The following is a 22,073-nucleotide window of genomic DNA, read 5'->3' as shown; positions in this document are numbered from 1 at the left end:
CGGTCTTGTTTAGCCGATGGGCGTTATTTTTATTTTTCTATATAGAAGTAAAAAAAGACGGCTGAACTGTCCACCGCCCGGGAAGAAACCGGCTTATCTTTTACGTAAGAGACTCAATGCACTGAGGACCTTCGTTGTTCGCAGAGTTAACAAAAGTGCTCACCTGGTCTGCTTCAAGTTCTTCCGTTCCGCAACTCTCTATAAATTGTGCAGCGGCCTCCGGCTGCCATTTAACTGGTTTAATCCATTCTTCCTGCTGATCTTTTGGCAGAATCACGGGCATGCGGTGATGGATGCTTTCCATAAAATCGTCAGCGGCTTTCGTTAAAATTGTACATGTAAAGCGTTCTTCTTCTTCAGTCCTCCACTGATCCCACAAGCCGGCAAATGCAACCAATTTACGGTTTTTTGACTTAATCCGAAAGGGAATCTTTTCTTTACCGTCTCTCTTCCATTCATAAAAGCTGTCTGCAATGACTAAGCATCTTTTCGCCGTCATTAGTTTTTTGAAACTTGGTTTTTCATGGGCAGTTTCGCTTCGGGCATTTATCATCTTATAGCCTATTTTAGGGTCTTTTGCCCAGGAAGGGACAAGTCCCCAATACATATAACCACCCCGCCGCTGTTCTCCATTATCAATCACAGCTAATACTTTTTGTCCGGGAGCTATATTATATCTTGGAGTGTAATCAGGAATAGGCATTTTTAAATTAAACTGCTTCATGATTTCCTCTTCAGGTGCCGTCAATGTATACCTTCCACACATCGTTCCACGCCCTCCCCTTCTAAAAAATCTACCATCCCAATTTTCTGTGAACCTTACTACTGTACCGTTTAAAAGCCGGGCTGCTCTGCATTTTCCTTTTTTCCATCAGCACGTTAAACCTAATCTTTTTTTCCGTTAGTTGTTGTTTCTCATCTAAGGAGGCATCCCCTTTCTCTTCGATCAATTCTTCGAGCTGAATAATCTCTTTCTTAAGCTGCATCTCTTCAGGTAGCATATTCGCATTTTTTAAAATACGATAGCTGTTTCGCAACTCATCAGGTACGTAAGATAGTTCATCTTTCGGAAGCGGCTTTCCTTTTCCCGGAAGGTTATCGAAATCTCCCTGTTTAATCGATTGCTTGATCTTCTCTTCAGTTAAATGACCGAAATCCACCGGCCTCATCTCCTTTTATTTAGATAAGCGACGCTCTAAAGATAATCGGTCTTCTTCTGCAAAAGCCTCTACTTGAAGGATCCGCTTTATCTTTTCCTGGTCATGAGGATGGTTATACTTTACGTCATTTACATCCGCTACTGTAACTCCATGTGGATCCCTCTTTGTAAGAACCATCCCATCCCCCGCTTGTACGAAGCCTTCTTTCACTACTCTCAAATAAAAACCTGTAAAACCGGTTTTCTGCACGCGCTTAGGAAAATCATCAATACTATGGGTTCTGGCAATGATGTAACAAGGTTTACGGGGCTTTGTCACTTGAACTTCTGCTTGGCCAATTGAAAATATATCGCCTATATTGGTTGTCTGTTCATCGATTCCTTCCACTGTAATGTTTTCTCCGAATGAAGGGAATGAAAAAGAACGTCCATAAACTTCCTCGAAGTAACGATAATGTCGTGCAGGATAGAGACACACAGCTTGATCGATCCCCCCGTGATTTTTCTTATCCGCTTGTTCATCCCCTTGAAAATTCAGCCTGCTTAAATAAACAGGTCCACTAACCGATTTTTTTCGATAAGCGCTTTCCAACTCCCCCTTATCCGTTTCATACACTTCCGGTTTCCCAACATTTAAAGATAGCAGCTTATAATTCATCCAACGTCCCCTCTCTCCACTTTTGTACCCAAGCCGGCAGGAAATCATAACTCCAGGCATCGGACGGGTAATCTACAAATAATTCTTCTCCATTTTCATATAAAAACTGAATGAGCTCATTTAGTGCACCAAAGTAATGATTATAAAGAAATTCATAGCTGAATGGTTCTTTTGGTAAATGATTCTCCGCGCAAACATTGGGGTCGGCATAATTTAAATAAGTCCGGCACGGAACGGGTCTGACTTCATAAGCCATGCAGGCTTGCGTTTTGGGATCCAGCATAGGACATGGAAGATTTAACCGTTTGTAATCAAATTTAATTGATTCCTCGGTGTGATCCATTTTCAAAGCTTTATTTAGTTTTCCGGATTGGGTAGAATAATAGTCAGCCCAATGATCATAAATACGTTCTTTACGTTCGTCGGGAAAGGACTCAATGGAGCGAAACAGCATTTTTGCTTCCATTTTACTGATGATGATGGGAAAATAGCAGCAGAAGGCACAGCCTTTAAAGCAGCTGGGCGTCATAGACACATGGTCTTCCATGCGTCCGATCTCATGGTTAATTTCGGCCAGCAGCCGTTGAAATCCATCGAGAATCACTTCTTCAGTATCTGCTTCACTATTAAGCAAATCATCTACGATCGTCTCAAACACTTCAGAATCTAGTTCATAAGATTCATTTATTCTATTCGATTTATCGATTATTTCCTGGTGTGTTAAATACCTGTTCATTCAGAAAACTCCTTAATGACCTGATTATAACCATTATACACATCAGTAAGGCTTATCGACTACCCGCAGGAAAGCCCATAAAATTCCTCTTGCTATAACCCCCAGAAAATAAGTAGTATGATAGAAAGATGTATAAGAATCTGTCATCTTTGGAGGTACGACTTACATGTTATCAACTGCAGAAATAGGAATTGATTTAGGTACAGCTAATATCCTTATTTATTCGAAGACTAAAGGGATTTTATTAAACGAACCGTCCGTTGTTGCTTATAATACTGAGACTAAAAGTGTAGTGGCCGTTGGAAAAGAAGCGAAAGAAATGGTAGGAAAGACCCCGAGAAATATTATTCCGGTACGCCCGCTCCGGGATGGAGTAATTGCTGATTATGATATGACGGCGCAAATGCTTAAAGAACTTATGAAGAAAGTAAGCCGTAAATCCGGGGTGTCTATGCGTAAACCTACGGTTGTCATTTGCACTCCTTCAGGTTCTACTTCGGTAGAACGCAGGGCCATCCATAATGCAGTAAAAAGCTATGGTGCCAAACAGGTGCATTTGATCGAAGAGCCTATCGCAGCAGCCATAGGTGCAGACCTTCCTGTAGATGAACCCGTAGCCAATGTTATCGTTGATATCGGAGGCGGAACTAGCGAAGTAGCCATCATTTCCTTTGGCGGTGTTGTCTCCTGCCGCTCTATTCGCATGGGCGGGGACGTAATGGATGAAGAGATTATTCAGTACGTGCGTAAAGCCTATAACATTTTAATTGGAGAGAGAACGGCAGAACAAATTAAAATGGAGATTGGATACGCCCTCGTAGACCATCCAGAAGAAAAAATGGAAGTACGCGGAAGAGACATGGTTACTGGACTGCCTAAGACCATTGAATTGACTTCACCTGAAATTCAGTCTGCCTTAAAAGAATCACTTGAACAGCTTCTCGAAACCATTCGTGCTACTCTTGAAGACTGCCCGCCTGAATTAAGTGGAGATATTGTCGATCACGGTGTGATTTTAACAGGAGGCGGAGCACTGCTTAAAGGTATGCAGGATTGGCTTTCTGAAGAAATCTACGTGCCTGTTCACATGGCTCCAAGCCCGCTGGAATCTGTCGCCATAGGTACCGGCCGCTCCCTTAAGATGATTCAGAAGTTGGAAAAAGCTGCAAAGTAAACGAGTGAATAAGTAGACAAAAACACTGAAATCTAATACGATTCAATTGAGTAAGACTAACCTGATTGTTTAGGTTAGTCTTTTCTTTATTGTAGAATGAAAAGGGTTTTAGCGATAACGTGTCGAAGTAAACAACTAGTAAAGAAGTTGGATAACTGCAAAGGAGCTCGATTCGAATATGAACCGCACTACATTACTAAAATGGATTTCAGGCATTTGTGAAGGGCTGCTTGCTATCCCTTTCGCAGGAGGAACCTTTATTCTAAGCATGTCATGGACCCCTCTCCTTTTTATGTTTGCCCTGCATACCATAACTTTAGTTTTCTCAATTAAAGATGCAAGGTTTAGTGCAGGAAGCATATTGGGTATGATTACAAGCTTTATTGGCGCCATCCCTCTGGTTGGATGGGTCATGCACACGATTACGTCACTCGTTTTACTTATTGATGCTGCCATAGAGACAAAAAAATAAGAGCTTTGATGAGGTGGAGACAATGTTCATATCAATGTATATTTTTAGAGTTCCCCGTCAACACACCAGTCGTTTCATAGAGATAACGAATAAGCTTAAACCTGCGATCTGCTCCTATGACTGTACACCATATCTATTTGAGGAAGATGCATTGACAGGTAAGCAGGGCTCATTAGGGCTTCTGAATTTATTTGATCCTCAAGATGATGAAGTTGTCTTTTTAGGAAAAATAGAATATAAGTCTAAAGACCACTTTCACGAGGCCATTGAACAAATGAAGCAAGATGACAAAATAACTCAACTCTACGAGCAGCTGCGGGAGGTAGTGGATTTTACTTCAGTAGTTACCTCTACTTTTCAAGATGCAGAGTCAGAAACATAGGCAGCCGATTTCAAAGGGCGTATCTATTATTAAGGAGTGTGACTTCCATTTATACAGTGATCTGTTTTTTCAGGGTGAAAAAGGACCAAATTACGCCCTTTCTTAAAATGGCAAAGAAAACAGGAGATATACTCGTCTCCCACGGCACCTTAGACCATAGTATTTATTTGTCTTATGAACTGACGGGTAATCAGGGAACAATGGGCATGCTGAATTTATTTGAACTGGAAGAAGACGAAGAATTAGTACTTGGGCAGACCGTATTTAATGATGAAGATCATTATTATGAAATAATGAAAAAAACAGGTTCCAACGATATGCTGTCTTATTTAAATCAGTACATTAAAGGTATCATTGAACTGGACAAAATAATAAGTTCTAAATTCAAATTAGTATAAAAATTAAGGAGGCTTTGCTATGAGGATTGTAGTATTAGGGGCAGGAGCTTTAGGGGCTTACTATGGGGCGCGCTGGCAGGAAGCCGGGCATAAAGTAATTAATTTAGTCCGTGAAGGACGTGCTCAACAATTAAGAGAACACGGACTGGTATTACATAGTAAAAATGGAGATTATGAAGTTCCCGATCTTCACGTAGCCGAGAGCACCGATGAGATTTCCGAAGCGGACCTGGTCTTTTTATCTGTAAAGGGATACCACCTCCCCGGCACTCTTCCATGGCTGAAACAGCTCGTTCAAAAAGGGGCTAAAGTATTACCAGTATTAAATGGAGTCGAACATCTTACCATATTACAAAGGGAACTTGGAGAAGAAGCTGTCATTGGAGGATTGGCTTATATTATCGCTACTTTGGATGAAAAAGGTCACGTGCACCATACAAGTCCCTTCCACGATTTAGTGTTTGGGCCACTGCACCCTTCTCAACAGCAGATTTGTGAAGAGCTCAGCCTTGCATGCAGCCAGGCAAATATGAAAGGGAAACAAAGCCCGAATATTCTCGAAGACATGTGGAAAAAGTATATGTTTATTACTTCATTTTCTGGAATTACGACAGCGGTTAATTTACCTATTGGTGAAATAAGGCAGCACCCCGAAACTTTTCTTATTGCTAAAGAGATGTTGAATGAAATGAAATCACTTGCCAATGCCAATCGAATCCAATTGACGAGCGATGATGTGGAAACCGCTTTTAACAATTTAAATAAACTCGATGACTCCATGACATCCTCAATGCACCAGGACCGCCGCAAAGGTCTTACTTTAGAAGTGGAACATCTACACGGAGGGGCACTTCGATTAGCTGACGAACACAACCTTTCTCTGCCTTATATCCAGACTGTTCACGCCATGATCAAACCTTATGAGAATAGTTAACGAATAAATGCCCCAGCCTATATGGCCGGGGCATTTATTCTTCTTCAGGAGGCTCAGCTTCAGGGCGTTTGCCATTTTGCAATTCACGAATGCTTAATCCAAAATCCATCTGCAAGTGAGGATAATCTTGAAAAGATTCCCAATCTCCTCCCCACTCAAAGCCTAGATCTTTAGCTAACTCGGCTACCTCCACCCAGTCAGCCTCTCCATTATCATTTCTGTCTGCCTCGGTATTCCATGAAATACGGCCCTCTTCTGTTCTTAAAGCGAAGTCCACAGCTAAACCATAATTATGATAAGATTCTCCACCTTCAGCATACGTTACAATTTGACCTTCTTTAGTACGGCCTCTTTCATAGATTTCTTCCTGCTCTTCAATAGTCCGAATCCCGTCCGTAATTACCACATCAATTCCAATCTCAGATGCATCCTCAAGAAGTTGATTTTTCTTATTTTCCACAGTGGGATGAAGCTCATCCGGAAGTTCATCCTCATCCACACGGTAGACATCATCCCTGCTGTCTTGGGTGTCAATTAAAGAATAAATCGTCAATCCGGCTGCGAGGATGAAGAATAACAGCCAGACCATTTGATAGAACAGGCGTCTCAAGTATGATTTCCCTCTCTATTATAATTCAGGAGAAACTTAACAGAGGAAGTTTCTTGCAGTTCTGTATCTATTATTTTACCATAATCACTATTCTGACTGCATAATTCGACATTTTAATCAAAATGGTATAATAGATTTATCGTTGGCAGCCAGGGGGAACATGTATGTCGAAAAAAGAAAATACTCAAACTGTATACGAACTCCTTATGCTGGGTCTGGCTTCGTTATCAATCGCTACCATTTGGCAGCAGACAGAATACGACAGCTATATCGTATGGGGGACCTGGGGAATTTTTTTCATAGATTTTGTGATTCGATTTATTCACGCAGAACATAAGTGGGAATTTGTAAAAAAACACCCATTTCTTGTCATCGCAGTAATCCCTCTCGATGCTGTTTTTCAGTTCGCCAGATTTGCAAGAATCTTTCATTTACTTCGTTTAAAATCAATTACGAAGTATTATACACTGCCGTTTATCAGATTTTTAAAGAAGCAGCACCTTTCTTATGTAGCAGGATTAACAACAATTGTTATTTTTATCTTAATCATTCCTTTAAAAAACACAGAACCTCATTTGACTAGTTACTTTGATGCTCTTATCCGTTCAATTAGAGCTCTTCTGTTTTTCGGCCGTTCGAACTTTGAGCCTGCTACGAGTGCCGGCCACATCATATTAGTTATCCTAACATTGTTCGGAGTGGTTCTACACGGCTTAGTTATCAGTACCGCCTTTGATTATATTTTAAAAAGTTCATGGGTCCAGCGAATGATAAATCACCTAAAGAATCACGAGTCTTAACCCCTCTGTCCTGACGGAGTGGCCTTAACAGAGGTAAAACAATAGGGAACAGCGCGAGCCGAAGATCCACTTGGTCAAGTCTTGACCAAGTTAGCTGAGCCCGTGCCCGCGGCAAGCATCCACCGATAAGCGATTCGTGAGAAGCAACAACAAAATTAAAAGCAGAAAGGACTTTTTCAGTGGCCGCGCCCTGCCGCAGGGGTTTTTTCTAATTCTTCTGGACGGTTATAAATTTCACCTACATAAGCTGTTTAAATAGTGCTGAAAAAAGGAACACAGTGTACAAGGTTACGGAGGTGAATGATAATGAATAAAGAAAATGAAAACAGAGATGGCTACAGCACCCAAGAGATTGAAAAAAAGCTTAAGGAAGAAAAAAAGAGACCCGAGGATCCCGTACCTGATAAAGATATGAAAAAAGAAGAACGTGAAATAAGAAAAGGCCACCAGTCTAAAAACGATTCTTCCACTGAAGAAAAATTCGATGAAGACTTAAAAAACAAGGAAGACAAGGATTAAACAGGAGGGACTTCACGTGTCCGATTTTCAAGCTTACACCATTGATAAAAATGAAAACGGGGAAATTGAATCCAAGATCACTTCATTATCAAGAAACAATCTGCCTGATAGTGATGTATTAATTAAAGTTCACTACTCAAGTGTAAATTATAAAGATGGGATGGTCGCCACTCCAAACAACCCTTTAGTTAAGAACTATCCCATTGTACCGGGTATTGACCTGTCAGGGAAAGTGGTGGAATCCAGGGACTCGCGATTTAAGCCCGGAGACGCTGTAATTGCCACAAGTTATGAAATTGGAGTAAATCATCACGGAGGTTACAGTGAGTATGCAACTATTCCTGGAGAATGGGTTGTGCCTCTACCAGATGGTATTAGTCTGGAAGAGGCTATGATTTATGGGACTGCCGGCTTCACTGCAGCTCTCTCGGTGCACCGTTTAGAAAATACCGGTCTAAAACCGGATCACGGAAAAATTCTTGTCCCAGGAGCTTCCGGAGGAGTTGGAAGCATGGCGGTCGCCATGTTGAGCAAGCGGGGGTACCATGTGGAAGCAAGCACTGGAAGTACAGAACACAGTGCCTTTCTAAAAGAACTTGGGGCTGAAAACATACTTACCAGAGAAGATGTATATGACGGCAGGCTTAAGCCGATTCAAAGTGAACGATGGGCTGCTGCCGTTGATCCTGTCGGAGGAGAGCAACTTGCATCGATTTTAAGTCAACTGAAATATAACGGTGCTGCAGCAGTAAGCGGGTTAACAGGCGGAACTAAAATTCCTACAGAGGTTTATCCTTTTATTTTAAGGGGTATCAGTCTTATTGGGATAGATTCCGTATACTGCCCTATGCCGACCCGGAAGAAAATTTGGCACCGCTTAGCCAATGATTTAAAGACAACAAATCTATTTGACGAAATCAAATCGGAAATTTCATTGAAAGAACTTCCTGAAACCTTAAATCAGATCCTGCAAGGACAGACTAGAGGCAGAGTAATTGTGAAAGTTTAAAGAATAATAACATGGTACGCTATCTTCACAGCAGATCACCAGTAAATTTTATTGACAAATATGTTGTTGTATATTAAGATTATTTATTAGTGCCTTCGCTAAAAGGTAACTCGGAAAATGAAAGAGTGATAAGTATGAGACTGGCATTCTGCTATGTTTTAGTACAACTTAATCACACTGGATCAGCTTCGGAGCTGTAAGGATGCAATAGAGGTAGGGATTGCGTCGTTTAAGTTGATAAAAACTACCATGTAGAAACACACCGCGGCAATATGGTTCATTATCCCGCTTGCATTGAAACTGCAAGCCTATCAACAAACATATTCATTAATCCGATTTTTTAAAAGCGAGTCAGTATAATCTGACTCGCTTTTTCAATGGTAAGATAGTTAAGTTTCTTCTTTTTCTTCATAAATCCGCTTCACTCTTCCCACTTGTCCATCTTCTAAACGAACTTTTATTCCGTGAGGGTGGGAGGATGATTTAGTTAATAGATCTTTTACAATCCCGGTCGTCAGTTTACCACTTCTTTGGTCTTTCTTTAGGACGATATCTACCTCTATCCCAGGCTTCACATCTTTTCGAATTTTTCCGTTCATTGTTCACCTTCTCTCTCCTGCTGATATTTTATCACATATTTTCCTTCTGTTTTCAAAAAAACGACACCTGTTTTAAGGCGTCGTCAGCTTTACTCTTCGTAATTTGCGTTCCATATCGCGAGATCCTTCCATTATCCCCCGCTGCTGATAGCGCTGAAACCATTTCATTCGGAGCAGGAGCCAGTCTTTAATCATCAAAAGCGGTCTGATTTTGAATGCTGCCATCTTTTTTATGAATAATCGCTTTTGTTCCCTTATTTTTTGCAATTTCTTTCGCCCGTTCCACAGCATCCTTCTTATTCTTAAAAACATAAGAAGCTTTTTTAGCATCTTCTGACTGGACAGCCCATCCTTTATCATGAGCCACTACATGCTCTCCTTTATCAAGTAACTCAGGGCGGCTGCTTTCTGCATTTTCATCACGCTGCTTTAATTGTTTATCTGTCATATTGCGAACTTGATCGATTTCACTCTTGCTTGCACTCTCAAACCATTCTTTAGCCTGGTCTGTGGCAATAGGAATAGCTCTACCCTCATCATATCCTTCATCAATCATTGCATTTGCAATCTCTATAGCCTTTTTACGGACGATCGTGTCAAGGTTTTTTAAAGAACTTGGATAATCATTCGTATCCCATGGCATACTTTGTCACTCCTTTTTCTTTTTCAAACCTTTACCTCAAAGGAAGAATTTTTAAACAAAATTTCTTCGTCAAATTGTTCCAAAATTCGAACTAATGGATATTGAAAAAATTTTTTAAGAAAAAATATAAATTATTGTTAGAAATACAGAACATCTTATGTTAGAATTCTTTACATAAGATTATTTGGAGATTTCAGACTACTTAATTAGCAGGAAAATCTCAAAAATATAACAAAGGTGAGGGAAAAAGTATGACTTATACAAAGGAATCGATCAAGCAGACAGTGAATGAAAAGAGAGTTGAATTCATTCGCCTGGAGTTTACAGACATGCTGGGAGACACAAAGAATGTCGAACTCCCTATCGAAGAACTAGAAACAGTACTGGAAAATGAAGCAATGTTTGACAGCTCATCCATCTCCGGTTTCTCAGATATCCAGGAGAGTGATATGTATTTATACCCTGACTTAGATACATTCCTGGTATTACCTCAGGAAATGGATGAAGACCCAATTGCGCGTTTCATTTGTGACATTTACACACCTGATGGCGAACCTTTTGAAGGGGACCCTCGTTATATTCTAAAAAGAGCTGTAGAAGAAGCTAAAGATCTAGGTTATACAGTAAACGTAGGTCCTGAACCAGAATTCTTCCTATTCAAATTAAATGATGAAGGATACCCTGTCCGTAAAATGAATGATAGAGCAGGCTATTTTGATGCCTCTCCTAAAGACAAAGGAGATAACGTACGCAGGGATATCGTACGCACTTTGAAAAAAATAGGCTTTGAAATGGAAGCTTCTCACCATGAAGTAGCTAAAGGCCAGCATGAAATTAACTTCCGATTTGATGAACTGCTGAAAACAGCAGATAACATTCAAACCTTTAAGAGTGTTGTTAAAGATGTGGCAACTAATCATGAATACCACGCAACGTTCATGCCTAAACCTGTAACGGCCGACAACGGATCTGGTATGCACTGTCACCTTTCCCTTTTTAAAGATGGAAACAGCGCATTCTATGACAATGGAGCGGACGATGAAATCTCACAAACTATGAAATATTTCATGGGTGGAATTCTGCACCACGCGAGCGGAATAGCAGCAATCACCAACCCTAATGTTAACTCCTATAAGCGACTTGTTCCAGGATACGAAGCTCCTGTAAGTGTAGCATGGTCTCACTCTAACCGAAGCTGTATGATCCGTGTACCGACTACGCGTGGACTAGGTACTCGTTTTGAAGTACGTAACCCGGATCCGACGGCTAACCCGTATTTAGCTTTGGCGGTTCTTATCCAGGCTGGTCTTGAAGGAATTCGTAACAAGATGGAGCCAGGGGAAGCTGAATGCCGTAACCTATATGAAGTTACAGATGAGAGCATTCCAACTCTTCCAACAAACCTTAAAGAAGCAGTACACGCTCTTCAAAAAGACGAAGTCCTATTGAAAGCTCTTGGAGAACACACTTCTAAAGTTTATATTGAAGAAAAAGAAGCAGAGTGGACAGAATATTCCCTTCAAGTAAGCAATTGGGAACTTGAACACTACATGAGCAAGTAATCATCAAGCTCAAACCCCCATTTACTCATGGGGGTTTTTTTATGTTCTCAGAAATTATAAAATTCCATAGAGCGACATCCAGTGCAGGCACCCAGCCCCTCTCAACATAAGCAATCCGACCTGTGGAAGGGAAGACCACCTTCCGTCCGTTTTGCTTAGGGGTGTGGTATCGACCAGGACACCCGCGCCTTTGTTCCTACATTCTATTCTTTCTCATCAGAAGTCTGGCTTTCTCTCATCTGCTCTTCGATCTCATCAATTTCGTTCGTGAGCTCCTCCAGCTTGTTTTCCAGTACACTCATAAAAATTACTTTGGAGTCCTCACCTTTTTCAAACTCCGTAGAATAACCAATTAAATCTTTCACCTGACTCTCAAGATGGCTAAGAAACTGAATATTCTGCTCTTCAGCTGCTTCTTCATGCTCCCTCTGTACGAGTAAAGCATCCTTTAGTTCTTGATTGATCTTCCTGCTTTCTTCCTGTAACTTCGAATTCTCCTGCCTTAACTTCTCTGTGATTTCCTCAAACCGTGTTTTATCCTCTACCCAGCTTTTTTCAAGGGTTTGAAGTTTTTTCTCGGCATTATCTCTGGCCAGTTTCTCTGTACTGACTTCTTTCTTTTTATCTTCTATATCCTTTTGTGCATTTACGTAACTGGCTTGAAGCAGAGCTAAGTCATTCTGCTGTTGGGACAGTCTGGTTCGGTTGGTGTTCAGTTCATCCTTCAGTGTTTTCAGCTCACTTAACAGCTTTTGTTTTTCCTGAAACAGTTCTGAATTCCTATGTTGAATAGAATTTTTTTCTTTTATCAGCATTTCTACCTTTTCTTTCTGCACATTCAATTCTCGGTCGTGTCCCTTTAAACGTTTGTCTAGCTCCGCTTTTGCCGCCTTTAGCTGAACAGATAAACTTTCATTTTGTTCTAATAAAGAAGTATTTTCTTTTTTTAACGCTTCCAGCTGGGAATAATGATAATTATCCTGGTAATCCCTCACCTTTTCTTTATATTTATCCAGTTCAGCTTTAAAATAAATCAGCTTTTGCTGCATTTGGATTGGATCCTTTTTCATACTTTAAACCTCCGGTCAACCATTTTTCTAGGCACCTATACATTCAAGTGTATGAAAAAGCTAAAGAGTGTGTGCATATACTCAAACTTTCTCTTTTAGAAGAGTAATAACTTCAGTAAACCCTTCCTCACTTTGCTTGATGACTTGGTTTAATTCTTCAATCCACTCCATAACCTCATTCCCGGCGGAGCTATCATTTGCTGACCCGGTTGATCGCTTATCCCAGTTCATAAGGAGATGAATAATCAGCATATTCAACGTATTGTTTTCCAGAAATACGAAGCTGTTGTTGCGTTCCTTCTTATCGTTCTTCAGGTCATTCAGTTGATCCCTCATAAACTGGCGGATAAGATGTTTCACTAATAACTCCTGGTCCTGCTCGTGTTGTTTGGTCACCTTTACCCCTCCGTTTTTAAAGTTGTTCCATTTAAGCTGATTGGATTAATCACAGCTGCTCCTTCAGGGATCTCATCACAATATACAAATCCCATCACACTTCCGGCATAGTCTTCCTCTGCCCGCCACTTCACCTGAAAGTTAGAAAACGATACGGTTTCGTCCGGCAGAAGAGTGGTAACGTTTAAAGGCTTTAACCAGTATTCCTCTTTGTTTGATTTATCGTTCATTCTCAGCCAGCCCCCCGGTGTTTTTATTGCTTGTTGTTTAGGAGCCTCATACGTATACTTTCCTGAAAAAGTAAATGGAGACTTTTCAGAAATCTTAATACATATATAAGGATTGTTTACAGGTACAGACCCTTTATTGACAAGATGACAGGATCCAAAGCATAAGCTTTCTTGTTCAGGTTGGTGAGAGATGCTGAATGAATATGTAAAATAAGATAATAAATAAAAATGTTTCTTATTCTCTAATTGGTGTACCAGCTCTTTTACCTTCCCAATAAAAGCTTCGTTATTACTCCTAAGCCTATCAATACTTTTGCTTATTTCATGATTGCGGCTTCCCACTATATTCACCCCATTTCATAAATTGAAAGAGGTTCATCCTCACTCCATCATATGTTGCACCATTATCCAATATCACTAGTGTCCCCTTTTAAAAAAAGACAGGTCGGCAGGGTGGCCTTCATCTTCCACAACTGCGCTGAAAGCTTTGAAGGATAAGTGACACTCAGCTCTAATCAATGTCCAGGACATCTCTCCCCCTGCTTATCCCCAGGGAAAATCTTCAAAAGTTATTAATCTATTTCTTATAGGCAGCATAGATTCAATAGTAGATAAAGATCGGAAGTTCCAATGTAATTCTGTGCAGTTTGTCACGAATCCATCAATAGCCAATAGGATAATACTGGGCGACCAAAGGGTGATGAGTGATGGAAAGGCAACAATGGTTTGAATTACAGGAGATCGAGAAAATGAAACAGAGAGTAGAAGAATATAGATTCACACTGGAAACATTAAAAAACCGAGAGCTCCTGTCTGATGATAACCGCAGTATTAAAAAATTTTTACAGATAGAAGGTGCATTTATCGAAATGGAAGAAGAGAATCAACAACCAGAACAAGGTCATCCTTATCCTGATCAGCTCTCCTCTATCGTAGAAACGGTCGAGCAGTTAAAAGAAAAAGTTCATTCTATGGGGAAGGAAATTGAACAGCTGCAAAGTCACATGAAGGATATGCTTGATTTACAACAGGAATTTATGGAAGAAAACCGTAATGAAAAACAAGCTATAAAAGAAGAATTTAAAATTTTGAAGGAAAGCTTAGAACCTAAACCTGTTCAACAAGAAACAAAGTCCACACAGCCGGCGAGTTTCCGCCAGTTACGAAATATGGTTCATTCCTCTAGGGAAATATATGATACAGAAGCCTCACGTCCTCAGCAGCGACCATATTTTAATCAGTCAGCCAATTTGCCGGGCAACCAATCCATCAATAAAAACACTTTTACTCAAGGGAACATCATCAACTCCTCCAGAAAAAATACGTCTAAAAAAAAAGATAGATCCCAGTTCATCTATAACAAAACGAGATCTAAACAAGTAAATACCATGCCAATCCAGGCGGTTAAGCAAACCGGACTGACAGAAGATCTGCCCTCAACACCAGCAGACGAAGAAGAAAGAAACAATCAACCAGAACAGCCTAAAGCCAAAAAAATCATTCTATCATTTTTTTCCTTCTTTCAAAGGAGGAAGCAATATGAAAAAAAATAACGCCCTTATCATTCCGAAGAATATCTATAAACAAATGATCTCACATGGAAAAAATCACCTGCCGTTTGAAGTGTGCGGTTTGTTATCTGGATGCCAACCCTGTATAAAGCACAATTGGCCCTTTGTTAATGAAGCCAAATCTGTTCATCGTTTCTACGTAAGTCAATCTGTCGTTGAAAAAACTTTGCTGCAAATAAAGGAGAAGTCAGAGGAAGTTCTAGCTGTCTATCACTCCCACCCTACGACTTCTCCTTTACCATCAAGTTACGACATTGCTGAGCATTACGACAATGCCGTAAAAATGATTATTATCTCCTTTAAGAACTCCACCCCCGACATCAAATGCTTTAAGATTTATAAACACACATACATGAACTATCCCCTGGAAATACACTAGCCCTCTCCTTTTTCAAATTCCCGACTATAATATAGTAAAAGCGAAAGGAGATGTTAGGCTTGAAAGCAAGAAAAGCAAGGGTAAAAACAACCCCTCTTATTGTTAAAAAAGATAGAACTGAACCTACTATTATTAATACAAATACTATGAAAAAAAGAGTTGGATATAAATCTGGCGGCTGCTGTGGTAAAAGAAGGTAGCATTCTTGTATCTCCTGCCTTAGGAGTATTTTTTATGAATGCAGCAGGGGCTGTCCTAGTCCCTGCTTCTCCTTCCCAAAAGAGCGGACAAGTCTCTTAATCGATCTCAATTTCTTCAAGAAAACGGAGGCCAAAATATTCATAGGACACTTTTATTAATTCAATGGGTTCTTCGCTATGCACACTTAAACCATATATAATATCTTCATCATTTTGAGGCACGGGATCTGTATCGGCCCTGATCACCGTCCTTCCAACAGACTGTGACAGACCTCCGAAACTCTCCCCGTTTTCAAAATTTTCATCAAGTGTAAAACCGGTGGCACCATCAACAACCTGAAAAGCAGCATTATCAGGAGTACGGTCTGAGTTAATTTGTACATCTGTAAAGTAAATATCATGCATTCCTTTATTCCCTAACGATATTACCACTGTTTCCATAGACTCACTTGCACCGTAGCCCCCATTTGTAAGGGGAGGATGCAATTTGATGTAAATAAAATACCCAGCAATTCCAACCACCACACAAAGAATACTAAGGAAAAACCACTTCATTATTTACTCCATTCATGGGCAAGCATACTGTATACAATATGGTCCACGTAATGATCGTAAAGCCATTCAGCCTGTCTGATTTTACCTTCTTGTGTATAGCCTAATCGTTCAGGGATGGAGCGGCTGCTCACATTTTTTTCTGCTGCTCTGATTTCCACTCTATTTATTTTGAGTTCCTGAATAAGATAATTCGTCAGAGCCTTTACCGCACGTGTCATAATTCCTTTTCCAATATAGTCCTCACAGAGCCAATAACCAATACTCGTAGATCGATTTGTCCAATCGGTGTCCTGGGTGCCTATTATACCTGCGATGTTTCCTCTAAATAAGATACACGCAGGAATGCCCCTGTTTTCAGCGTAATTCCTCAACCCATTCTTTATAAATTCTCTCGTATCTTCCACTGAATCATTGCTGTCAACCCAGCCAAGCCAAGTACGGAGATGATTTCGGGAATGATCTGTGAGCTGATAAAGTTCATCTGCATCGTTGGGTCCGATTAATTTCAAAGCTAGATCACCATCTACTCTATGTAAAAACATTTTCTCTCTCCTTCGTCATAATAATACAAGTTCCGCTACTAAATGTATTCGATAGTTTACAAGTAATTCCTGCTGCAGCATGTAAAAAAGCCGCCCAAAAAGGACGACTTTATCATGGCTTCAATATTAATTTCCCGGTAGTCTTTCTTCCTTGAAGGAGCTCATGGACTTTTGACGCTTCATCTAATTGATATACTCCCCCCACCGAAAGTTTAAGCCGCCCTTCATGCACAAGCAGCAGCAGTTCCTCCAGGCTTTTCTCAAATAAGTCCGGCTTTTTCATAATCTGAGGAAGAAAGAAGCCAATTACGGAAAGGTTTCGATTCATTAATCCAGATGGATACATTTCGGCCGGTGTGCCGCTTGCCACTCCATAGATCACTACACGCCCGAAAGATCTCATACATTTAATCGTTTCGTGAAAAATTTCTCCTCCTGCCATTTCTAATGCGACATCCACTCCTTTCCCATTTGTGGCATCCATAACAGCTTCCCGCCAGTTCGTATTCGTATAGTTAACTAGATGATCAGCGCCTAGTTCTTTGGCAAGCGACAGTTTTTCCTCGGTGCTAGCTGTTGCAATTACACTGCCTGCCCCGAAATGCTTAGCCAATTGGACAGCCAACGTACCTACTCCTCCTGCAGCTGCATGAACTAAGACAGTTTCACCTTTTTCCAGCTTTCCCATCGTCGTTAATAAATGGTAGGCTGTTAACCCCTGAAGAGGGAGAGCTACAGCAGATTCATCGTCTAATCCTTCAGGTATACGAATTAAGCTATTTGCAGGGGCGGTAACATACTCTGAATACCCCCCTGAACCAACAAGAGTTACTACACGATCCCCGCGGGCAAAATCCTCTCCTCCTTCACCTGTTTCTTCTACAACCCCGGCTATTTCAGCCCCAGGCGTAAAAGGTAGAGGCGTAGGAACAACATAGGCACCTTCACGCCTTGCTGTATCAGCATAATTGACCCCAATAGCATTAACTTTAATGAGCACTTCGCCTTTTTGAGGCTCAGGACGGTCTACTTCAGCCGTTTCCAGTACATCAGGTCCCCCATATTGTTTAAATAATACTGTTTTCACTGTAAAACCTCCTTATTTACCTACGAACTCTGGTTTTCTCTTTTCTTTAAAAGCCTGAACGCCTTCTTTGTGATCATCAGTATCAATCATCATTGTCTGAGTAATTCTCTCTTGTTCCAAGATATCTGAGAGGTCTGACTTCTCAGCACGGTCCACCAGTTTTTTCATCATTCCAAGGGCGCGTCCGGGTCCGTTCGCAAGTTCTAAAGCGTAACTCATCGCCCCTTCCTCCAACTCGGATAGTGGAAACACGCGATTGACCAGTCCCCATTCTGAAGCAGTTTCCACAGGAATCGGTTCTCCTTTAAACAAAACCTCTTTAGCCCTATAAGGGCCTAAAATTCGACTTAAATAATAATGCCCTCCTCCATCAGATACGAGCCCTACCTGAGCAAAGCTGAGCACAAATTTCGTATCTTCTCCAGCCAGGATTTGATCACACGAGAGGGCTAAATTAAACCCTGCTCCAGCAGCATATCCATGGACTGCAGCCACAATGGGTTTCCCTAAATCTTTCATCATTAGAATAAGTTTATTCAATTCTCCCACGTGGTCATATAAGTGACTTGAAGTCGCTTCCCCCATACTTTTCACATCCCCGCCCGCAGAAAACGCCCGTCCGGCTCCTGATAAAACAACGACTTTTATTTGATCGTTCTTTTCAGCTTCTCTTACTGCATGCTGAAGCCCTAAAATCATTTCATTTGAAAAAGCGTTTAAACTTTCCGGACGATTTAAAACACATGACATGACAGGTCCTTCTAGACTCACATTTAAATGGTCGTTCCCCAGGTTATTCATTGAATCTCCATCCCTTCACTTTTTATAAAATATATTGTTTTTCTTCTATGAACACATTGGCTATGGAGCGTTGCTTACATATGGTGTCTTTAAATTGAAATTCACTTAAACATAATGATATATTTCTTACTGTTTCCTTCCTCTCCTCTCCATCCAGCAGATGGGAAAAAAGTTCACTAGATGTCTGTAGGACTTCAAAAGCTTTTCTCTCGATAAAAATAGAAGCCAAGTTTTTCTTTAATTCTGCTTTGCGCTCACCTGACTCATTTACTTTCTTCGTTCTTAAGACAACCGATTCACTTGCATAAATTGCGATTGCCAAGTCGGCCAGTTTCATTAGAATTTCCTGCTCTCTTTTAATCGCTTTTCCATAGACTTTATAAGCAAGCCCTGCTGAAGCAAGGTAGAGGTCTTTAAACAAGCGGACAGCCTGATGGAGTTGTTCTAATTGATTTTCTTCTTGGCCATCTATGCCCTTCCGCAGCGATTTAATCGCCTTCTCCATAAGAGCATCTGTGTCTAATTCCTGCTGAGTTGTTTTTTTATAAAAGTTAGCAGGAATAAGAAGCCGGTTAATTTCATTGGTTCCTTCGAAAATCCGGTTGATTCGGGAATCGCGGTAGGCCTGTTCGACGGGATATTCTTTAATAAATCCTGCTCCTCCATGAAGCTGGAGCGATTCGTCTACAATATAATCCAGGATTTCAGAACCTGTAATTTTACAGATAGCTGATTCCATGGAATGCTCATTCATAGCTTTGGCGATAGAATCAAATGCCGTTGAATTCTCAAATTCACCTAGGGCACTTTCTACATATCCTGCCGTACGGTACAGTAATGATTCAGCAGCATAAATGTCAGCGGCCATGTGTGCAATTTTTTGTTTCGTCAGGTTAAATTCTGCAAGGGCTTGTCCAAACTGTTTACGTTCTGTTATGTGATTCAACGCTAATTTGAAACTCTGTTTAGCTGCTCCTATGGTGGCAAATCCTAAATTAAATCGACCTAAATTTAATACATTGAGAGCAATAAGATGCCCTTTACCAATTTCCCCTAGTAAATTCTCTCTTGGAACTTCACAATCTTCTAACACGACGGAACACGTAGAGGACGCTTTAATCCCCATTTTGTCTTCCTCGGGTCCCACAGAAAGTCCTTTAAAGCTTCTTTCTACAATAAACGCTGAAAAAGACTCACCATTTACTTTGGCGTAAACAATAAACGTATCGGCAAACGATGCATTTGTGATATATATTTTTGTACCATTTAAAATGTAATGAGTTCCTTGTTCATTAAGCACAGCAGTGGTTTTGGAAGCTAAAGCATCCGATCCTGCTTCTGGTTCGGTTAAACAGTAGGCTCCGATGTATTCCCCGCTAGCTAATTTAGGAAGGTACTTCTGCTTTTGTTCTGATGAGCCAAAATAAGTAATGGGTAAGGTAGCGATACATGTATGATTAGAATGCGCTACACTGTAACCGCCAGCACTTCCTAATGCTTCACCAACAATTCCTTTACTTATTTTATCAAGCCCGAGCCCACCGTATTTCTCAGGAATACTGTGCCCGAGCAAACCCAATTCTCCTGCACGCTTTATCTTTTCACTGACCAGTTGATAATCTCCAGCTTCCATTTCCTTCTGAAAAGGATTTATTTCCCGGGCAATAAACTGTCGAGCTGTGTCGGCAATCATTCTGTGTTCCTGCGAGCAATCTTCAGGAGTGAAGACATTATCCGGGTGAAGATCCGAAATAAGAAATTCACCGCCCTTAATCATGTTGGGAACTGTGTTCATTTAACTACCTCCTTAATCTGCCGAGTAGCAGGGTCAAACTTAGAAATAGTATGAAGAACCCCTTCCTGGGCAACAAATTTAATTTCCTTTTCATCCATTCCTAATTGAAGTAATATACGGCCAATCTTACTGGAACGCAGGACCTCAAAAGGTGAGGCCGATAACCCATTATAAAAAAGCAGGGCAGTCTGCGCTGCATCCGATAATGTGAATGACCCTTTTTCGACTAAGTAAGAAATTAAGCTGCCAGCTCCATAGAAATCTTCCATTGTAAAGTGACCGCTGGTGCCCGAACAAACGATAACAATCGTTTCATTACTGTGGTTTTCGATTAAATGGTTGGCCATTTCCCTATTGTTTAAAAGGGAAGAAGTATATAAGTGATCTGCCTGACTGGAACGATTTACTGCCACTGTCCCATTAGTCGTAGATAGAATTAGATGCCTTCCCTTTACAATAGGATTTAGAAACGTTCGTAAAGGGTGATGAAAGCCTTCAATGGTCCGCCCTTGTTCTTCACCGGCCAATACATAAGGTTCATTGAAAGTTCTTGCTTTTTCCCTTGCCTGAGCCTGATCATATACTGGCATGACCGAGCTTGCCCCATCAGCTAATGCGGCAGTAATTGTCGAGGTAGCAAACAGTACATCGAAAACAACCGCTGTTTTTCCTCTCATTTGTTCAGGGACAATATCTTCTTTTTTAAAAATCAACTGTACATTACCCATTATTTATTCCTGCCGTTCGTTCTGCATGTCTGATTAAGTTATTCACATATATATTCATCCTGGCAAATCTTGGATCATTGGTCTGCCCTTTTTTATAACGATAGTAGATTTGCTGCACGATGCCTGCCAATTTAAAATAGGCAAAGGTCAAATAGAAATCCACATTTTCAACTGACCTGCCGCTCTTGTTTGCATATTCTTCTATAAACTCTTCTCTGGAATAAAAGCCCGGCTTCGTTGTTAAGGGTGGTTTCCCGAGTCCTGTCTGAAGCAGTTCCGGGTCATCACTTTGTGTCCAGTAGCTCATGGCTGCCCCCAGATCAGCTAATGGATCGCCGACTGTCGTCATCTCCCAATCAAAAAGACCAGTCATTTCTCCACTTTTATTAAACATGGCATTGTTTAACTTATAGTCATAATGAATAATCGAAGCTTCATTTGATTGAGTAAGATGCTCGACCAGCCATCTCTTTAAGTCATCTGCTTTACCAACATCCTCTGTGGCTGCATTTTCAAAACGTCTAATCCACCCATGAACCTGCCTTTCCATAAAGCCATCAGGTTTCACCATACGGCGGAGTTCAGTTTTCTCATAATTAATGGAATGAAGTTCAACCAACTGTTCCACCATCGTTTTTGAAACCTTCTCGCCTAATTCAGCTGACCCTTCTGCTTCTTCTGGAAATTCAGTATTAAATACGAGACCATGTCTACGTTCCATAATAAAGAATGGCTTGCCTAACACATCCCCTTCGTTGAATGCATAGGGCTTCGGTGTTAAAGGATAAATCTCGTGTAATGCTTTCATAATTGTGTATTCTCTTTCCATATCATGGGCTTTCGGTGCAACAGGTCCTTTAGGGGGACGACGCAAGACTGCCTGCCAATCCCCAAGCGTTAATTCATACGTTAAGTTGGAGTGCCCTGCTCCAAATTGACGAACTTGCAGCTCCCCCTCAGGCAGATGATTAAAGGTATTTCTAAGATAATCCTCCACCTTCGAAACATCTAATTCCTCGCCCTCTCTAACTTCTTGTGTTTCTTGAGCGCCGCTCATATTGTTC

29 protein-coding genes are annotated in these 22,073 nt (G+C 40.8%); 12 read left to right on the top strand and 17 right to left on the bottom strand.

Annotated elements, in window-relative coordinates:
- Nucleotides 1-100: 100 nt before the first annotated feature.
- From C1A12_RS18025 to C1A12_RS18010, 4 genes are read right to left on the bottom strand one after another with little or no spacing between them, the layout of a single operon-like run.
- Nucleotides 101-766: an SOS response-associated peptidase gene (locus C1A12_RS18025; RefSeq protein WP_101846120.1), complete on the bottom strand. Its 666-nt coding sequence runs from the start codon at nucleotides 764-766 to the stop codon at nucleotides 101-103.
- 28 nt (nucleotides 767-794) lie between these two features.
- A complete protein-coding gene (locus C1A12_RS18020) occupies nucleotides 795-1,169 on the bottom strand; it encodes a DUF1992 domain-containing protein (RefSeq protein WP_373420485.1) in 375 nt (124 codons plus the stop codon).
- Nucleotides 1,170-1,175: 6 nt separating this feature from the next.
- Nucleotides 1,176-1,817, bottom strand: a complete 642-nt coding sequence (locus C1A12_RS18015) for an MOSC domain-containing protein (protein WP_101846116.1) — start codon at nucleotides 1,815-1,817, stop codon at nucleotides 1,176-1,178.
- Nucleotides 1,807-2,553, bottom strand: a complete 747-nt coding sequence (locus C1A12_RS18010) for a YkgJ family cysteine cluster protein (protein ID WP_101846114.1) — start codon at nucleotides 2,551-2,553, stop codon at nucleotides 1,807-1,809. Before C1A12_RS18010 ends, C1A12_RS18015 begins: the two co-directional genes overlap by 11 nt.
- A gap of 166 nt (nucleotides 2,554-2,719) precedes the next feature.
- Between C1A12_RS18010 and mreBH the strand changes: the two genes are divergently transcribed.
- The 5 genes from mreBH (at nucleotide 2,720) to C1A12_RS17985 (ending at nucleotide 5,913) form a co-directional block, all read left to right on the top strand.
- Nucleotides 2,720-3,727: a rod-share determining protein MreBH gene (gene mreBH / locus C1A12_RS18005; protein WP_101846112.1), complete on the top strand. Its 1,008-nt coding sequence runs from the start codon at nucleotides 2,720-2,722 to the stop codon at nucleotides 3,725-3,727.
- Between the two features lie 178 nt (nucleotides 3,728-3,905).
- Nucleotides 3,906-4,199 (top strand): hypothetical protein, encoded by a 294-nt coding sequence (locus C1A12_RS18000; protein WP_101846110.1) that lies wholly within the window; start codon nucleotides 3,906-3,908, stop codon nucleotides 4,197-4,199.
- Between the two features lie 22 nt (nucleotides 4,200-4,221).
- The gene (locus C1A12_RS17995; protein ID WP_101846108.1) at nucleotides 4,222-4,581 is read left to right on the top strand and encodes a DUF1428 family protein; all 360 of its coding nucleotides are present in this window, start codon (nucleotides 4,222-4,224) and stop codon (nucleotides 4,579-4,581) included.
- 38 nt (nucleotides 4,582-4,619) lie between these two features.
- A complete protein-coding gene (locus tag C1A12_RS17990; protein WP_235001657.1) occupies nucleotides 4,620-4,979 on the top strand; it encodes a DUF1428 family protein in 360 nt (119 codons plus the stop codon).
- A 19-nt stretch (nucleotides 4,980-4,998) separates the two neighbouring features.
- Nucleotides 4,999-5,913, top strand: a complete 915-nt coding sequence (locus tag C1A12_RS17985; protein WP_101846106.1) for a ketopantoate reductase family protein — start codon at nucleotides 4,999-5,001, stop codon at nucleotides 5,911-5,913.
- A gap of 34 nt (nucleotides 5,914-5,947) precedes the next feature.
- Here the strand turns inward: C1A12_RS17985 and C1A12_RS17980 are convergent, their stop codons facing one another.
- A complete protein-coding gene (locus C1A12_RS17980) occupies nucleotides 5,948-6,523 on the bottom strand; it encodes a M15 family metallopeptidase (protein ID WP_235001656.1) in 576 nt (191 codons plus the stop codon).
- A 164-nt stretch (nucleotides 6,524-6,687) separates the two neighbouring features.
- Here C1A12_RS17980 and C1A12_RS17975 point away from each other — a divergent pair, with 164 nt between their 5' ends.
- The 3 genes from C1A12_RS17975 (at nucleotide 6,688) to C1A12_RS17965 (ending at nucleotide 8,851) form a co-directional block, all read left to right on the top strand.
- Nucleotides 6,688-7,323, top strand: a complete 636-nt coding sequence (locus C1A12_RS17975; RefSeq protein WP_101846104.1) for a hypothetical protein — start codon at nucleotides 6,688-6,690, stop codon at nucleotides 7,321-7,323.
- Between the two features lie 306 nt (nucleotides 7,324-7,629).
- Nucleotides 7,630-7,842 (top strand): hypothetical protein, encoded by a 213-nt coding sequence (locus tag C1A12_RS17970; RefSeq protein ID WP_101846102.1) that lies wholly within the window; start codon nucleotides 7,630-7,632, stop codon nucleotides 7,840-7,842.
- A 16-nt stretch (nucleotides 7,843-7,858) separates the two neighbouring features.
- Complete coding sequence (locus C1A12_RS17965) at nucleotides 7,859-8,851, top strand: acryloyl-CoA reductase (RefSeq protein WP_101846100.1); 993 nt, start codon at nucleotides 7,859-7,861, stop codon at nucleotides 8,849-8,851.
- 389 nt (nucleotides 8,852-9,240) lie between these two features.
- Here the strand turns inward: C1A12_RS17965 and C1A12_RS17960 are convergent, their stop codons facing one another.
- Both C1A12_RS17960 and C1A12_RS17955 read right to left on the bottom strand, forming a co-directional pair.
- The gene (locus C1A12_RS17960) at nucleotides 9,241-9,450 is read right to left on the bottom strand and encodes a YwbE family protein (RefSeq protein ID WP_101846098.1); all 210 of its coding nucleotides are present in this window, start codon (nucleotides 9,448-9,450) and stop codon (nucleotides 9,241-9,243) included.
- A 187-nt stretch (nucleotides 9,451-9,637) separates the two neighbouring features.
- Complete coding sequence (locus tag C1A12_RS17955) at nucleotides 9,638-10,093, bottom strand: DUF2188 domain-containing protein (RefSeq protein ID WP_101846096.1); 456 nt, start codon at nucleotides 10,091-10,093, stop codon at nucleotides 9,638-9,640.
- A 251-nt stretch (nucleotides 10,094-10,344) separates the two neighbouring features.
- Here C1A12_RS17955 and glnA point away from each other — a divergent pair, with 251 nt between their 5' ends.
- Nucleotides 10,345-11,655: a type I glutamate--ammonia ligase gene (gene glnA / locus C1A12_RS17950; protein WP_101846094.1), complete on the top strand. Its 1,311-nt coding sequence runs from the start codon at nucleotides 10,345-10,347 to the stop codon at nucleotides 11,653-11,655.
- A gap of 203 nt (nucleotides 11,656-11,858) precedes the next feature.
- Here the strand turns inward: glnA and C1A12_RS17945 are convergent, their stop codons facing one another.
- From C1A12_RS17945 to C1A12_RS21450, 3 genes are all read right to left on the bottom strand, one after another.
- The gene (locus C1A12_RS17945; RefSeq protein ID WP_101846092.1) at nucleotides 11,859-12,725 is read right to left on the bottom strand and encodes a hypothetical protein; all 867 of its coding nucleotides are present in this window, start codon (nucleotides 12,723-12,725) and stop codon (nucleotides 11,859-11,861) included.
- An 81-nt stretch (nucleotides 12,726-12,806) separates the two neighbouring features.
- Nucleotides 12,807-13,121: a hypothetical protein gene (locus tag C1A12_RS17940; protein ID WP_101846090.1), complete on the bottom strand. Its 315-nt coding sequence runs from the start codon at nucleotides 13,119-13,121 to the stop codon at nucleotides 12,807-12,809.
- A 2-nt stretch (nucleotides 13,122-13,123) separates the two neighbouring features.
- Entirely contained in the window at nucleotides 13,124-13,351 is a 228-nt protein-coding gene (locus C1A12_RS21450) for a hypothetical protein (protein WP_235001655.1), read from the bottom strand.
- 749 nt (nucleotides 13,352-14,100) lie between these two features.
- On the opposite strand from C1A12_RS21450, the gene C1A12_RS17930 reads away from it, so the two are divergent.
- From C1A12_RS17930 to C1A12_RS21160, 3 genes are read left to right on the top strand one after another with little or no spacing between them, the layout of a single operon-like run.
- Nucleotides 14,101-14,904, top strand: a complete 804-nt coding sequence (locus C1A12_RS17930; protein ID WP_145997063.1) for a hypothetical protein — start codon at nucleotides 14,101-14,103, stop codon at nucleotides 14,902-14,904.
- On the top strand, nucleotides 14,891-15,301 hold the full coding sequence (locus C1A12_RS17925; protein WP_101846086.1) for a Mov34/MPN/PAD-1 family protein: 411 nt from the start codon (nucleotides 14,891-14,893) through the stop codon (nucleotides 15,299-15,301). The genes C1A12_RS17930 and C1A12_RS17925 overlap by 14 nt, the downstream gene beginning before the upstream one ends.
- Nucleotides 15,302-15,360: 59 nt before the next feature.
- On the top strand, nucleotides 15,361-15,501 hold the full coding sequence (locus C1A12_RS21160) for a hypothetical protein (RefSeq protein ID WP_159462223.1): 141 nt from the start codon (nucleotides 15,361-15,363) through the stop codon (nucleotides 15,499-15,501).
- Between the two features lie 96 nt (nucleotides 15,502-15,597).
- On the opposite strand, the gene C1A12_RS17920 is transcribed toward C1A12_RS21160, so the two are convergent.
- From C1A12_RS17920 to C1A12_RS17890, 7 genes are all read right to left on the bottom strand, one after another.
- Nucleotides 15,598-16,056, bottom strand: a complete 459-nt coding sequence (locus C1A12_RS17920; protein ID WP_101846084.1) for a hypothetical protein — start codon at nucleotides 16,054-16,056, stop codon at nucleotides 15,598-15,600.
- A complete protein-coding gene (locus C1A12_RS17915; RefSeq protein ID WP_101846082.1) occupies nucleotides 16,056-16,598 on the bottom strand; it encodes a GNAT family N-acetyltransferase in 543 nt (180 codons plus the stop codon). Before C1A12_RS17915 ends, C1A12_RS17920 begins: the two co-directional genes overlap by 1 nt.
- A 112-nt stretch (nucleotides 16,599-16,710) precedes the next feature.
- Nucleotides 16,711-17,685 carry a quinone oxidoreductase gene (locus C1A12_RS17910; RefSeq protein ID WP_101846080.1) on the bottom strand — a complete coding sequence of 325 codons (975 nt, stop codon included), beginning with the start codon at nucleotides 17,683-17,685 and terminating at the stop codon, nucleotides 16,711-16,713.
- 12 nt (nucleotides 17,686-17,697) lie between these two features.
- Nucleotides 17,698-18,435, bottom strand: a complete 738-nt coding sequence (locus C1A12_RS17905) for an enoyl-CoA hydratase/isomerase family protein (RefSeq protein WP_235001654.1) — start codon at nucleotides 18,433-18,435, stop codon at nucleotides 17,698-17,700.
- A 73-nt stretch (nucleotides 18,436-18,508) separates the two neighbouring features.
- Nucleotides 18,509-20,281 carry an acyl-CoA dehydrogenase family protein gene (locus C1A12_RS17900; RefSeq protein ID WP_101846077.1) on the bottom strand — a complete coding sequence of 591 codons (1,773 nt, stop codon included), beginning with the start codon at nucleotides 20,279-20,281 and terminating at the stop codon, nucleotides 18,509-18,511.
- Nucleotides 20,278-21,009, bottom strand: coding sequence for a 2-phosphosulfolactate phosphatase (locus C1A12_RS17895; RefSeq protein WP_101846075.1), 732 nt, complete (start codon nucleotides 21,007-21,009; stop codon nucleotides 20,278-20,280). The genes C1A12_RS17900 and C1A12_RS17895 overlap by 4 nt, the downstream gene beginning before the upstream one ends.
- A complete protein-coding gene (locus C1A12_RS17890; protein ID WP_101846073.1) occupies nucleotides 21,002-22,066 on the bottom strand; it encodes a phosphotransferase family protein in 1,065 nt (354 codons plus the stop codon). The genes C1A12_RS17895 and C1A12_RS17890 overlap by 8 nt, the downstream gene beginning before the upstream one ends.
- Nucleotides 22,067-22,073: the final 7 nt, after the last annotated feature.

The organism is Halobacillus sp. Marseille-P3879 (assembly GCF_900240285.1).
Classification (GTDB): domain Bacteria; phylum Bacillota; class Bacilli; order Bacillales; family Halobacillaceae; genus Halobacillus_A.
This window is presented reverse-complemented; position numbering and strand designations above follow the sequence as displayed.

Coding starts and splice junctions, on each gene's coding strand:
- C1A12_RS18025 (WP_101846120.1), bottom strand. CDS start 766: ATGTGTGGAAGGTATACATTGACGGCACCTGAAGAGGAAATCATGAAG.
- C1A12_RS18020 (WP_373420485.1), bottom strand. CDS start 1,169: ATGAGGCCGGTGGATTTCGGTCATTTAACTGAAGAGAAGATCAAGCAA.
- C1A12_RS18015 (WP_101846116.1), bottom strand. CDS start 1,817: ATGAATTATAAGCTGCTATCTTTAAATGTTGGGAAACCGGAAGTGTAT.
- C1A12_RS18010 (WP_101846114.1), bottom strand. CDS start 2,553: ATGAACAGGTATTTAACACACCAGGAAATAATCGATAAATCGAATAGA.
- mreBH (WP_101846112.1), top strand. CDS start 2,720: ATGTTATCAACTGCAGAAATAGGAATTGATTTAGGTACAGCTAATATC.
- C1A12_RS18000 (WP_101846110.1), top strand. CDS start 3,906: ATGAACCGCACTACATTACTAAAATGGATTTCAGGCATTTGTGAAGGG.
- C1A12_RS17995 (WP_101846108.1), top strand. CDS start 4,222: ATGTTCATATCAATGTATATTTTTAGAGTTCCCCGTCAACACACCAGT.
- C1A12_RS17985 (WP_101846106.1), top strand. CDS start 4,999: ATGAGGATTGTAGTATTAGGGGCAGGAGCTTTAGGGGCTTACTATGGG.
- C1A12_RS17975 (WP_101846104.1), top strand. CDS start 6,688: ATGTCGAAAAAAGAAAATACTCAAACTGTATACGAACTCCTTATGCTG.
- C1A12_RS17970 (WP_101846102.1), top strand. CDS start 7,630: ATGAATAAAGAAAATGAAAACAGAGATGGCTACAGCACCCAAGAGATT.
- C1A12_RS17960 (WP_101846098.1), bottom strand. CDS start 9,450: ATGAACGGAAAAATTCGAAAAGATGTGAAGCCTGGGATAGAGGTAGAT.
- C1A12_RS17955 (WP_101846096.1), bottom strand. CDS start 10,093: ATGCCATGGGATACGAATGATTATCCAAGTTCTTTAAAAAACCTTGAC.
- glnA (WP_101846094.1), top strand. CDS start 10,345: ATGACTTATACAAAGGAATCGATCAAGCAGACAGTGAATGAAAAGAGA.
- C1A12_RS17945 (WP_101846092.1), bottom strand. CDS start 12,725: ATGAAAAAGGATCCAATCCAAATGCAGCAAAAGCTGATTTATTTTAAA.
- C1A12_RS21450 (WP_235001655.1), bottom strand. CDS start 13,351: ATGAACGATAAATCAAACAAAGAGGAATACTGGTTAAAGCCTTTAAAC.
- C1A12_RS17930 (WP_145997063.1), top strand. CDS start 14,101: ATGAAACAGAGAGTAGAAGAATATAGATTCACACTGGAAACATTAAAA.
- C1A12_RS17925 (WP_101846086.1), top strand. CDS start 14,891: ATGAAAAAAAATAACGCCCTTATCATTCCGAAGAATATCTATAAACAA.
- C1A12_RS17920 (WP_101846084.1), bottom strand. CDS start 16,056: ATGAAGTGGTTTTTCCTTAGTATTCTTTGTGTGGTGGTTGGAATTGCT.
- C1A12_RS17915 (WP_101846082.1), bottom strand. CDS start 16,598: ATGTTTTTACATAGAGTAGATGGTGATCTAGCTTTGAAATTAATCGGA.
- C1A12_RS17905 (WP_235001654.1), bottom strand. CDS start 18,435: ATGTCATGTGTTTTAAATCGTCCGGAAAGTTTAAACGCTTTTTCAAAT.
- C1A12_RS17900 (WP_101846077.1), bottom strand. CDS start 20,281: ATGAACACAGTTCCCAACATGATTAAGGGCGGTGAATTTCTTATTTCG.
- C1A12_RS17895 (WP_101846075.1), bottom strand. CDS start 21,009: ATGGGTAATGTACAGTTGATTTTTAAAAAAGAAGATATTGTCCCTGAA.
- C1A12_RS17890 (WP_101846073.1), bottom strand. CDS start 22,066: ATGAGCGGCGCTCAAGAAACACAAGAAGTTAGAGAGGGCGAGGAATTA.